General features: G+C 48.0%; 10 protein-coding genes. 3 read left to right on the top strand and 7 right to left on the bottom strand.

Annotated elements, in window-relative coordinates; genetic code table 11:
• Window positions 1-38 precede the first annotated feature (38 nt).
• Complete coding sequence (locus tag ACE04G_RS20305) at window positions 39-1,367, top strand: ABC transporter substrate-binding protein (protein WP_221824993.1); 1,329 nt, start codon at window positions 39-41, stop codon at window positions 1,365-1,367.
• Window positions 1,368-1,390: 23 nt separating this feature from the next.
• On the top strand, window positions 1,391-3,046 hold the full coding sequence (locus ACE04G_RS20300; protein WP_221824995.1) for an MGH1-like glycoside hydrolase domain-containing protein: 1,656 nt from the start codon (window positions 1,391-1,393) through the stop codon (window positions 3,044-3,046).
• A 171-nt stretch (window positions 3,047-3,217) separates the two neighbouring features.
• On the opposite strand, the gene ACE04G_RS20295 is transcribed toward ACE04G_RS20300, so the two are convergent.
• Window positions 3,218-3,562 (bottom strand): hypothetical protein, encoded by a 345-nt coding sequence (locus ACE04G_RS20295; RefSeq protein WP_215075235.1) that lies wholly within the window; start codon window positions 3,560-3,562, stop codon window positions 3,218-3,220.
• Between the two features lie 124 nt (window positions 3,563-3,686).
• On the opposite strand from ACE04G_RS20295, the gene ACE04G_RS20290 reads away from it, so the two are divergent.
• The gene (locus tag ACE04G_RS20290; protein WP_405132098.1) at window positions 3,687-4,109 is read left to right on the top strand and encodes a hypothetical protein; all 423 of its coding nucleotides are present in this window, start codon (window positions 3,687-3,689) and stop codon (window positions 4,107-4,109) included.
• A gap of 199 nt (window positions 4,110-4,308) precedes the next feature.
• On the opposite strand, the gene ACE04G_RS20285 is transcribed toward ACE04G_RS20290, so the two are convergent.
• The 6 genes from ACE04G_RS20285 to ACE04G_RS20260 all read right to left on the bottom strand — a co-directional run bounded on the left by ACE04G_RS20285 (window position 4,309) and on the right by ACE04G_RS20260 (window position 12,543).
• Window positions 4,309-7,482: a bifunctional cytochrome P450/NADPH--P450 reductase gene (locus ACE04G_RS20285; protein WP_449004413.1), complete on the bottom strand. Its 3,174-nt coding sequence runs from the start codon at window positions 7,480-7,482 to the stop codon at window positions 4,309-4,311.
• A 299-nt stretch (window positions 7,483-7,781) separates the two neighbouring features.
• Window positions 7,782-8,336 carry a glutathione peroxidase gene (locus ACE04G_RS20280; protein ID WP_449004412.1) on the bottom strand — a complete coding sequence of 185 codons (555 nt, stop codon included), beginning with the start codon at window positions 8,334-8,336 and terminating at the stop codon, window positions 7,782-7,784.
• 213 nt (window positions 8,337-8,549) lie between these two features.
• Window positions 8,550-9,275, bottom strand: a complete 726-nt coding sequence (locus ACE04G_RS20275) for a LutC/YkgG family protein (protein WP_449004411.1) — start codon at window positions 9,273-9,275, stop codon at window positions 8,550-8,552.
• Window positions 9,265-10,785, bottom strand: a complete 1,521-nt coding sequence (locus ACE04G_RS20270) for a LutB/LldF family L-lactate oxidation iron-sulfur protein (RefSeq protein WP_449004410.1) — start codon at window positions 10,783-10,785, stop codon at window positions 9,265-9,267. Before ACE04G_RS20270 ends, ACE04G_RS20275 begins: the two co-directional genes overlap by 11 nt.
• Window positions 10,782-11,510 carry a (Fe-S)-binding protein gene (locus ACE04G_RS20265; RefSeq protein WP_449004409.1) on the bottom strand — a complete coding sequence of 243 codons (729 nt, stop codon included), beginning with the start codon at window positions 11,508-11,510 and terminating at the stop codon, window positions 10,782-10,784. The genes ACE04G_RS20270 and ACE04G_RS20265 overlap by 4 nt, the downstream gene beginning before the upstream one ends.
• 271 nt (window positions 11,511-11,781) lie before the next feature.
• A complete protein-coding gene (locus tag ACE04G_RS20260; RefSeq protein WP_221825011.1) occupies window positions 11,782-12,543 on the bottom strand; it encodes a DeoR/GlpR family DNA-binding transcription regulator in 762 nt (253 codons plus the stop codon).
• Window position 12,544 lies beyond the last annotated feature (1 nt).

The raw sequence follows: 12,544 nt of genomic DNA, 5'->3' as shown, positions 1-12,544 counted from the left end.
CAACATGCTTCTCATATCAATAGACAGGGGGATTATCCATGATCAAACGTTTCATGATTGGTATGATCACTTCACTTTTGTTTTTCGTAACAGCTTGCTCTGGAACCGACCATACAGGGGCTAATGATAATGCAGGCAATGGTAATGATAATGGAACAACCGAGGGCGGACAGGTCGAACTTCGCATCATGTGGTGGGGTGACCAGAAACGGGCAGATATTACGAATGAAGCGCTGAAGATCTTTCAGGCAAAACATCCGGATATTAAAATTTCAGGTGAATTTGCACCTTCCTCCGGGTATTTCGACAAGCTGAATACCCAGTTGGCATCAGGCACAGCACCGGATCTCTTTTTCCTTGGTGGAAATGTCGTGGATTATGCCAAAAAAGATGTCCTGCTTAACCTGGACCCATATGTTGGCAACGAACTGAATCTGGACGGTATGGATGAAACCATGATCGAATACGGACGTCTCGACGGGAAGTTACAACATATTTCTGCTGGTGCAAACGCACGGGGAATTGTTATTAACAAGGCACTCTTTGAAAAAGCCGGCGTGCCTTTGCCAGCTTCGGATTGGGACTGGGCAGAGTATGCCTCCATCAGCAAGGAGTTGTCCGACAAGCTCGGAGACGGCTTCTATGGAACGTACAATTTTACCGTCGACGGGATGGATATTTATCTAAAACAAAGGGGTAAACAACTGTATGACATGAAAAACGGTACACTTGGATTCGCCAAGGAAGATATTCTGGAATGGTTCCAATATTGGGAAAAGACTTCGGCATCCGGCGGTGTAGTCACACCGGAATTGCAGGTATCCAACCCGCATGATGACACCAGTAAGTCCCTGTTGATCACAGGCAAAGCAGCCATGACTCTACTGCCATCCAACCAACTCGCTGCATTCCAGAGCTTGACGGAAGATCCTTTGGTGCTGCTCCCTGTACCACGAGGCCCTAAAGGAACGGGTGTTGTATTTGAATCCAGTCAGGGATTATCAGGTTACGCAAATACCAAACATCCGAAGGAAGTGGCCATATTAATGGACTTCTGGATTCATGATCCTGAAGCAGCCAAAATCCTCGGTAATGACCGTGGTGTGCCCGTTACGGAAGCCAACCGAAATCTTCTTCAGGAAGGTGCAGGCCCTGTGGAGGAGATTGTCTATAACTATACAAACCTTGTCTCTGAAGCAACGAAGACAGAACCTTTTGACGTGAGTTACAACCCACCTGGATTTGCAGAGTTCTCCAAGTTAGCTCAGACGACGAATCAAGAGATCGGATTTGGACGAAAAAGTGTGGAGCAAGCTGTCTCCGACTTCTATAACGGAACCGTTCGTATCTTTGAATCGAATCAATAAGCAGACGCTGTGAGGAGGACCATATGACAGAAGAGATAGTGAATCGGCTACGCAACATTTCGATTATGGATCAAGTTCAGCCAGTAAAACCGGAAGATCAGCATTTGTTACAGGAATGGCATGCGTCGGGTATCCGGTTTGCGGCATCGGGCGGACAACTGGAAGCTACGTATTATGCAGCAGTAGAGAAATTGCTTGCTTGCATCCTGCCCATGGGAGACAGTAATCCTATTTTACAAGAAGGTGGCATCTATCTGGGATGTTGGTTAGAGAGTACAGGTACCATCAATGCGGAGCTGCTGTCTCGCCTGCTGCCTTCCGTGTCCGAAACAACTTACCTTGCATTTGCAGAGCAGCAAAGAGAAGATGGATTGTTCCCGTATAAACTCACGGCAAACGGGCCCTCTTTCCGGCAAATCCAGTTGGTCACTCCACTGGCACGGAGTGTATGGAACCACTATCAGCTTCATGGCAATCACGGGAAGCAGTCGCCTTTCCTGAACACGATGTATAAGGCTATGGTTCGTTACGATGAGTGGATTGCACGCAACCGTAATACCCGAGGAACTGGCTGTGTAGAGGCCTTCAGTACGTTTGACACCGGACATGACTTATCCCCCCGTTTCTGGCATGTTCCGGATACACCTTACATGAATGATGCCTCTGCCTATCACCCGGATTCTCCGATTCTGCCTTTTCTGGCACCAGATCTGACTGCCAATATCTATTGTCAGCGCATGTATCTGTCCCGTATGGCGGAGGAGCTTGGAGAATCGGGAACGGATTGGAAAGCAAAAGCCCAGTCCAGCCTGGAAAGTCTCTTCCGTTATTGTTACGACGAACAGGATATGTTCTTCTATGATCGGGACCGCAATGACGACATGGTCCGAGTCCAATCCGATGTGCTGCTTCGCGTGATGGCCTGCGAGGTGGGCGACCGTGAATTGTTCGATAACCTACTGCGTCGGTACCTGTTGAATACAAGCAAGTTTTTCGCTAAATACCCGTTTACATCGATTTCAATGGATGATCCCAGATTTGATCCCTTTTCCTCCTATAACAGCTGGGGAGGGGCATCCAATTTCCTGAGTCTGATCCGGGCACCACACGCATTTGAGTATCATCACCGATATGTGGAGCTAACCTGGGTAATGCAGCCAATCTTGTCCGCGCTATCCAAAGATAAGCGATTTGGTCAGGTACTAAGCCCATGGACCGGAGAACAAGGTTTTACCGAGACTTACTCACCCTCCATCCTCTGTCTCCTTGATTATGTGGAGCGACTATGCGGAATTATGCCTGTTGGATCGAATCAGCTCTGGTTTACCGGACTGCTCCCCATCGACATGGATCATGGTGAGATCATATCTGGCAACACGGCTTATAGCCGAAAAGTCAACGGAGTAGGTTATGAATTGGTCAACACGCCAGATCGCATGACGGTATATCTGGAAGGCAAGGTTCATCTGGACGGCCCCTCAGGGATTCGGCTTGTAACGGATCATAGTGGGCATCTGGAGGCAGTCATCGGAATGACCGTTCGTACCGTCGAGGGGGAGCTTTACTATCAAGGGGAGTGTATCCCGATTCGGATCAAAGGAAATGAAATGCAGCGTTACGCTGATGGAAATTTGAAAACTGAACGCGATATTGGCATCATCCATCCTACGTATCGTTAATTGTTTGTATGTAAAAACGCAAGTTGCGGAGGGTTACTGCCCCTGCACTTGCGCTTTTCCCTTTTGCGCGTTTACATCTCTTTATTTCTTATTCATAAGGACACAAGATAGAAATTGACTACCACTTCGGAAATCATTCTCTCTCTGGTTACAGTAGAGATGAGTTTCGCCTTACACCTTCCGGTTCCACGCCGGGTGACGATAAAATTCAATCGTATCAATATAATTTACCGTGAACTGCTGTTCCACATCCGACAGGTTCAACAGCTTGCGGTCGATTTGCTTCATCCCCATGACCACATCGTGCCTGAGCAGGTCCATCGCAATTTTGCCTACAAACCCACCTTCCATCTCTTTATGTTTGGTACGAAACTCTTCATTGTAGATCAGTTCAGGTGTGAATGCCGCTTCAACGAATGCATTAACAAGCGTAAGCTCATTACCATCCATCTGTACTGCCAGATAATAATTGCCACGCTCATCCTGAATGAGATCTTTATACATCTCTACGATCATGTGAATCACTCCTCTATTATAAAATGAAACCCCGTTAGCCGTAACGAACATGGGCTATCAAACGTACACCTTCCTACCCCGTTCCTTCATATACTAGGTACAAATGGCGAACGGAGGAATACTTATGAGCTGGCAGCATCTCCATACTGGAAAAACACTTCAGCAGCGTCTGGCAGAACTCCAGGGGCACCTTGCAGAACTGAATACTCCACTCTCCGGCTTGGAACCGGGACGTATTCGTCGTGTCTATCCAAGGCAGTTTATCAAAGTAAACCGGCAGTTATTCATTCCACTCAGTCTGAATTCCATTCGGGTATTCGATATTCCTCGAACACGGCGAGGCGTCAGAGTGGGAATCCGCACGACTTTCCCTTCCAGGAATGCATTTAACAATATCAGACTTGTGGGCGTGGGACTGAATTATCTTGAACTCCAGGGAAAAGGCAGAGTCCCTTCCCGTATTTTATTTCCTCTCTCCAGCGTTGAGTCGATCTATCGACCAACCGTCGGAAGAAAAAAACTGAAACGACCTTGTAGGCGGAAGTAAAGCTGGTTCTTTTTGCAAGCCATACAAAGGTTCCCAAATGTCTGCATACGGGTGCTCCCTTCCAATATATAATTATAACCCATGCAACCACTCATCTGCTGAAGAATCATTTTATGTCAAAAAGCGGTGAGAACAGAACTGCTTCTGTATCTCACCGCTCAGCCAGTTACGGATCAAGCTGAACCTTCACATGTGTACATCAGATGCCTGTCCACACATCCTTGGCATAACGACCTTCCTGCTGAAGCTGATTAAGCCAGTCTTCTGCTTCTTTCGCGGACTTGCCATGAATATCAGCGTACGCATGCTGGAGTGTAGCTTCCACATCAGGTGCCATCTTGCTGCCATCACCGCAGATATACAGATGCGCACCCTCTTCAAGCAAAGGAATCAGATGATGGGCATCGTCTCTCATCAGATGCTGTACATAACATTTCTCCTCCCCGTCTACACGGGAGAAGGCCGTATGAAGTTTCACAAGCCCTTCTTGCTGGGCTGCTTCCAGTTCATTTTTGTACAGATAATCATGCTCAGGGTTCCGGCATCCAAAGTACAGATGGGCTTCGCCAACCTCTTGGCCTTGTTCCTTCAATACATGCCTTGCCTGCAAGAAACCTCGGAATGGAGCAACACCTGTACCCGGACCTACCATGATGACGGGAACCTGTGCATCCTCCGGCAGTTGAAACCCGGATTCCGGTGTCCGCGTAAACATCACGATCTCATCACCCGACTTCAGGTTAGCCAGATAGTTGGACGCAATACCTCTGTATTCTCCCTGCCCACTCCATGCCGGGGCACGCACAACACTGACCGTAATACTCGCTTGATCGGGCTGAACACGCGGTGAACTGGAGATCGAATAATATCTGGCTTTTAATGAAGGCAGTAATTCAAGGAAACGCTCAAACGGCAGTTCACATGCCTCATATTTCACCAGATAATCCAGCATGGAGATCCGTTTGTTCCGCACTTCATCCATATACACAGATTCATCAAGCAGCGCTTCAAGCTCCTTCTTATGCGGTGGACATACGGTGTATGCTGCCATTTCTCTCAGTTGCGCACGAGTTGCCGCCTCCTGAAGCTCAACGCTATGACTAAGCAGATCATACAGGTTAACCGGTTGATGCAGCGGCAGATGCGCGGCACTTCGACCAGATGCATCCAGAACGAGATGCTCCGTTCCGGTGAATCCATAACGACGCAATACACGTTCCACCAGCTCCGGTGGATTCTGCGGCAGAATACCCAGATGATCCCCTTCCTTGTAGGTTATGCCTTCAGGCAATTTGATCTCCAGGTGACGTGTACTGCGTTCACTGCCTGCGTCGTGAAGCTCTCTGTTCTCCAGTACTTCCGCTACATGGGCATCATACGTATCCGCAAGCGGTGTTACGGCGAGCCCACTGACAAACTGTACAGATAGTGAACTGCGTTCGCTATTGGAGGTTGTATTTAGCTTCAGTCCCATCGTTCGTGCGAGATCCGGCCATAGTTGCTCCGTCCAATCCCCCACCTGTTTCTCAAAATCACCGCTGGCATCTGACTCACCCAGCGGTGATAACCGCTCTGCTCCTCTGGAAGATAACTGTTCATCTATTAAACGCGGAATACGCTGATAGGTGCTGGCCCAGTTGTGGTCACCGCATCCAAGAACGGCGAAACGCACCCCTTTGAATTCATTGGCATCCGCATGTTCAATCCACTCGACAAACATCTTGGCATTACTTGGCGGCTGACCGTTATAGGATGCACTGACAATAATGACGGCACCCTCCTTTGGCAGTTTGCCAACACGATCATCCAGCGTAGCGACCTCACTCCGGAAACCCTGATATCTGGCGGTATCCGCAATTTCACGTGCAATGCCTTCAGCGGTACCCAGATTGGAACCGTACAGAACAAGCATCGGTGTGTGGTGGGCATTCGCTGCATCCGGCTCCGTTCTTTTGGCAACCGGCTTTGGTTCTTCGACCGCTACACCCGGAACGGCCATGACTGGCTGCCCCCCACGCGCACGTACCCGAATTGTGAAGTTATCCGGTTTAAGTGTCAGCGTTTCTTTCACCTTTAACTGATAATCAGAATGATCTATGAAGTCAAAATGCTTCAACACCATGCCCAGTACCAGCGTTGCTTCCTGAAGTGCAAACTGCTGACCAATACAGGCCCTTTGACCATTACCAAAAGGTTTATAGGCATCATGCGGCACTTTGCTCGGATCTTCGAACCGTTCCGGGCGGAATTCCTCTACGTCGTCTCCCCATGCTTCGCGGTCACGATGCAGCTTGGGAATAAGTACACTGACGCTGTCTCCTTTTTGCAAAGGATATTGACCCGCAAGTACCGTGTCCTCTTTTGCATACAGAGAAAATGCCGGGGCCGTAGGCCATAACCGCAATGCTTCATTCAAAACCATGCGAACGTACTTCAGATTGCGAACCTGGTTGTACGTGGGAACCGGATTTTTCAGAATCTGATCCACCTCAGCTTGGGCTTTAGCCAGCGTATCCGGATTCTTCATCAGATAATAAACGGCGAAGGATAACAGCCCACTTGTGGTCTCATGTCCAGCAATCAGGAATGTAATAATCTGATAACGGATGTTCTCATCATCCAGTGTTTCTCCTGTATCCGGGTCCTTGCCGCTGAGCATGTGGGACAACAGATCATCTGCCCCTTCCTGCGGTTTCTCTTTACGCTCAGCAATAATGTGATCCACCAAGGAGAACATGGAACGGATATCCTGTTCAAACTGTTTCTTTTTGGTGATCATTAGCTTGTCTTGCAGACGTAGTCGCTGCAATGAACTCATGGATTCATCCAACGCCCGAACCATACTTGTAATGAATGGATGTGGTTCTTCCCGATAGAAGCTGTTAAACCGATAGTTGAACCCACACAGGCCAATCGTGTCGAGCGTAAGACGTGTCATATCATCTGGAACGTTAACCGTCTCATCCGGGTTCAATCGTGACCATTTCTGAACCAGCTGCACAGCCAGATCAATCATTTTGTTGTGATATCCCTGCATCGCACGTTGACTGAAACTTGGCAGCAGTACGTTATGGGCTTTTTTCCAATTCGGCTCCTCGGTCCAACTCGTAAATAGTCCATCTCCTGCAAATGCACGAACCTTCGCAAGGGGGGCCCACACACGTTTGTCGAATTTGGATTCATCTGTTACCTCGGCGACCAGTTCGTGACCTGAAATATACAATTCACTTCGCCCGGGGTACTCCATACGAAAGATCGGTCCATATTCTTCGGCAAGTTTCACCAAGGATTGCACCGGCTCTTCAAAATTCAATTGCGGCAAATTGCCCAATGGGCCAAATGTTTTTGGTTGAGGCACTGAAATTGGTGGCATGACACTCACTCCTTCTTTCCAAGTTAAGAGTTCTACAACTAAAAAATTATGACTTGGTTTACAGACGCGATTACACTTACTCTTCAGATCAACAGATTCAAGTTATTTTTTGCACATTTTCATATTTCATCCAGATAACGACAAAACCATCAAAGAACTAACTGACCGAAATGGTATATTGGTCATTTTTGATTAAAAAAAATGGAGGACTTCGTTATCTTCTTTTACCCTAACATTTCCAGTTCCAATCTTCAACAGTCCCAAAGTCATAGGACCTCAGGACAGTGATTAAGGGTTACTTATGATTTCTTTAACAGAATCTGAATTGCCAACTCCATCTCTAATGGAGCAACTGTCGTTTCAAAACGGCCATGGATATCCCCATTACGGTCAATCAGGAATTTGGTGAAATTCCATTTGATGCCGTCACCTTGATACAATTCTGGATGCTTCTCTTTCACAAAGGTGTCCATCCACTCTCCTTCCTTCGTGTCCAGATCATAACCTTGAAATGGCGCTTCTGTAGTCAGATAACGAAACACAGGATGCATCGATTGCCCAACGACCTCAACCTTCTCCAAAATCGGAAAGGATATCTGAAACTGACTTCTGCAATACTCAGCTACCTCAGCGCTACTACCAGGTTCTTTGTCGTTAAACTGGTTGCACGGGAACGCCAGAATCTCCAGCCCCTGATCACCATATTTCTCATACATCTGCTGAAGTTCACTGAATTGCCGGGAGTAGCTGCACCGACTTGCTGTATTCACAATAAGCAGAACCTTCCCTTTAAAAGCAGAAAAATCACCCTTAATTCCATCCATAAACGGAACTTGGTAAGAAAATATACTCATCTGTATTCATCCTCCTCTTTCTCTTTTGTATCTCATATGAATTCTCTCTTGAGATGGATTATACACCTCCATTATTAATAGGTAAAATATATAATTGATATAATTATGATAGTTTTTAACTATAGCAGGCCATATAAAAAACTGCCCTCAGCAGTCAAATACTGCATCTCGGACAGTTATCAAAATCATGATGTGCCATAACACTCGACACCGTTAACCCATAATTAAACCATAAACAATGCCTGGTCCGTGTACGCCAATGGTTAAATCATTTTCAATATCGGAAGATCGGCTTGGCCCGGAAATAAAGTGAATGCCTGCCGGAAGATTCTCTCTTCCCGCTTCGTCAAATCGATCCAGCGTCTCACCCAGTCTGGTGTACAGTCGGTCCACTGGAATAATGATGATGAGTACCGTAGGCAAGAGACTGACTGAACGACCTTTTTCCGGTGAAGAAAGTACAGTGACCGAGCCTGTGTATGCTGTTGCATAATCCGCCATGACCACACCGATATCTGCCTCAGCTGCACGAGCCTTCCAGTTCTCATCCGCCTGACTATTCCAGACTGAGATCTGTACGTCCGGAAGCTGCTCTTCCAATCCGAGTTCTTTTAGCGCCTGTTCATTCTGCCGAATGATATATTTGGCACTCAGTTCATGAGATTTGTTGGCTATAAATTGAGACACTTCTTCCATGTTCTGAACCCGGGCAATGTGTGCGCCTACACTCACAAAGTTATCCGTAAATGCTTGAATACGCTTCTCTTCATCCCATTCCAGTTCAGTCCAAAAGTCGGGGGCTCCCCGAAAGGGTTGGGTCGGCGCATGGCGTTGCCTTGGTCTCTTCAATTTCGAAGCAATGTCATTCATGAACTGCTCCTGTTTCTCCAGGGACTTCTTCTCCAATTGTGCGAGCCATTGCTGATGTTCAGTGACCATGCTTAGTACCCTCCCCTTCCTCTCGTTCACGAATAATCTGCTCCATACGGTTGCGAACGGAAGAATCCAAGGCCGGTTGCTCCTGGTTCAGTTCCTGATCCAGCTTGTTCCATTGTTGCCGGAAGGATTTCTTGGCGAGGCTTGGCGCAATTCGATACTTGTTCCAGCCTTTGAGTGGACCCAGCTTGAGAGAAATGCCGTTGTTGCGTACAACTGCCTTCTGCCCGATCTGTCCCAGACGTATGGCCGCACTGAAACGTTTGGAATTGGATACAACAGCCGCAAATCCCTTCATGCCCATGCTTTCCATTTTGTTTCCATGGCCGTCTTCCACTTTACGCCTACGTAAATAAACGAGCATATCATGCAGCGGAATTTTAACTGGACATGCTTCATAACAGGCTCCGCACAGACTCGAAGCACCCGCAATATCGTTCCATTCATCAATGTTGCCATTGAGTGCAGGTGTCAGTACCGCGCCAATCGGACCACTATAGGTTCCGCCATAGGCATGACCTCCAATATGACGATATACTGGACAAGCATTCAGACAGGCACCGCAGCGAATACAATTCAGTAACTCCTGGAATTCAGGATCACCGAGCTGTAGGGATCGACCGTTGTCCACGATAATAATGTGCATTTCATCCGGTCCATCAGCATCCGCTGTGCGGCGAGGACCTGTGATGCCTGACATGTACATCGTTAATTTCTGACCTGTTGCGGAGCGTGGCAACAAGGTTGCCATGACCTCCAGATCCGTCCACGACGGGATGATTCGCTCCATGCCCATCAGTGTAATCTGTGTTTTGGGAACAGTGGATACCATACGGGCATTGCCTTCATTTTCGAACAAAACCATGGAACCTGTCTCTGCAATCGCAAAATTGCAGCCGGTCATGCCGATATCTGATTCGAGGAATTTCTCGCGCAGCTTTTTGCGAACAAATCCGGCAAGTACCGTTGTATCCGGCTCCAGAATTTCACCCGCTTCCTTGGATAACAACTCTGCAATCTGGTAACGGTTCTTATGGATGGCTGGAATGACAATATGAGATGGGGCCTCGCCTGCCAACTGAATGATATATTCACCCAGGTCCGTCTCGATGGCTTCAATGCCCGCCGACTCCAGCACATGATTCAGATGCACTTCCTCCGACACCATAGATTTGGATTTCACCACCGTAGAAGCCTGCTTATGCGCCGCAATATCCAGCGCAATTGCCGCTGCTTCCACCGATGTATCTGCAAAATGAATATGAACCCCGTTCGCACGGGCGTTATTCACAAATTCATTCAGGTAATAATCCAGATACGCAATCGTATGCAGACGAATCTGACGGCCACGCTCCCGCCATTCATCCCAATTTCCATGTTCTTCTGAGGCAGACTTCTTCCCGTTACGCAATCGTTCTGTCGTGAATTTGACCGCTTTACGCAGAAAATCATCATTCAAGGCCAGTCCGGCACGTTCTTTGACTGTAGTATCCATAACTCCCGGTTGGCTCATCCTGTTCGCACCCCCTCATACAGTAGTTCCGCCAGATGCATCACACGCACCGGTTCATTCCGATAACGCAGATTACCTGCGATATTCATCAGACAGGCCATATCCAGCCCAACCAGTACTTCGGCTTGTGTCTCTTTGACATGATCGACTTTTTCCGTAACCATCGCTCCTGAAATATCGGACATTTTAATGGCAAACGTGCCCCCGAACCCGCAGCAATCCTCAGCAAACGGAAGTGGAACCAATTCCAGTCCCTTTACTTGGGATAGCAGCGCCATCGGTTCATCCTTCACACCCAGCAGACGGCTGCCATGACAGGATGGATGATAGGTTACTTTGTGCGGAAAATGTGCGCCCAGATCGGTTATCCCGAGTACTTGAACGAGGAATTGAGTAAACTCATAAGCTTTGGCTTCCAATCGTTTTGCCCTCTCCAACCATACTGGTTCATCCGCGAACAGTTCGGGATAATGATGAATCATATACGTACACGATCCCGAAGGACATACCACAAAATCACTGTCGTCAAACGCTTCAAGAATGGTCTTGGCCGCTACCCGAGTCTCATCCCAGTACCCGCTATTGTAGGAAGGCTGACCGCAGCAGGTCTGAACCGGCGGAAAATCCAGCCGAACACCATGAGCCGCGAGCAATCTGACCATAGCCTCCCCCACTCGGGGATAGATGGCATCGCTGAGGCAGGTAATGAATAAGGAGACCTTCATAATTACACGCTCCTATTAACTGATTAGTAGATGAATTGACTAAGAATATTTACACTGGACACTCCGATGACAGAATAACCTTCCGATCGCTGTTATCCCCAGATTTTTTAATTTACTTTTGTAAGGGTAAAATCCGGGGATAAAGGCGCAGTATATGCTTCCGATGCAGCTTTCTTTCAGAAAGCTTTTAGCTTCGCTTCTTCAAGTTATTTCTGTCCTCTCCGTTTCGTGTAAATGTTTAGTTCAATTAATATAAGTAAATTCTAAAATCTTAAACTGTAATGATCCCTATGTCGTATCCGCTCAACCGGTCTGTCTGTTCAGCCTCCAATGGCTGATCGGTAACGATCATATGGACTGCATTTAACCCGGATACCCGGGCGAAAGCACGGACACCAAATTTACTGGCATCTGCAAGTAAGATGACCTGATCGGAAATGCCAACCATCTTCTGCTTCAGCCTTGCCTGGAGTTCATTGGATTCACTGATTCCGCCACCTTCGAGATGTACACCTTTGCACGACATAAACATTTTATCCACGTGATACGTTTCCAGAGAACGCTCCGCCAGCGGCCCAACAAAAGATAACGAGCGCGATGCCAGCTGCCCCCCTGTTGAGATGACCTCAACCTTGTCACGGCTGCTGAGTTCAGTGGCGATTTGAATCGAATTGGTTAAGACCGTCAGCGGGAAATCCGGCATATTCGCTGCCATATAACCTGCCGTTGTGCTGGCATCCAACAGAATGCGATCACCCGGATTAATCATCGCCAGAGCCGCTTGTGCAATCCGCTTTTTCTCTTCCGCATGTGTTGTCTCCCTGATCCGGTAAGGGATCTCCGGTTGATCTTCCTTCACACTCACTGCACCACCGTGAGATCGGCGCAGTCGCCCTGCCTGTTCCAGCCGATCCAGGTCCCGCCGGATGGTTTCCTCCGTCACCCGGCAGCGCTCACTAAGCTCGGATACACGCATACTGCCCTTTACGTTCACCATCTCCACAATTCGGTCATACCGCTCGGCTGCCAGCATG

It is taken from the genome of Paenibacillus sp. AGC31 (assembly GCF_057334655.1).
Note: the sequence above shows the minus strand (reverse complement) of the source record. Positions and strands in the feature narration are given on the sequence as shown.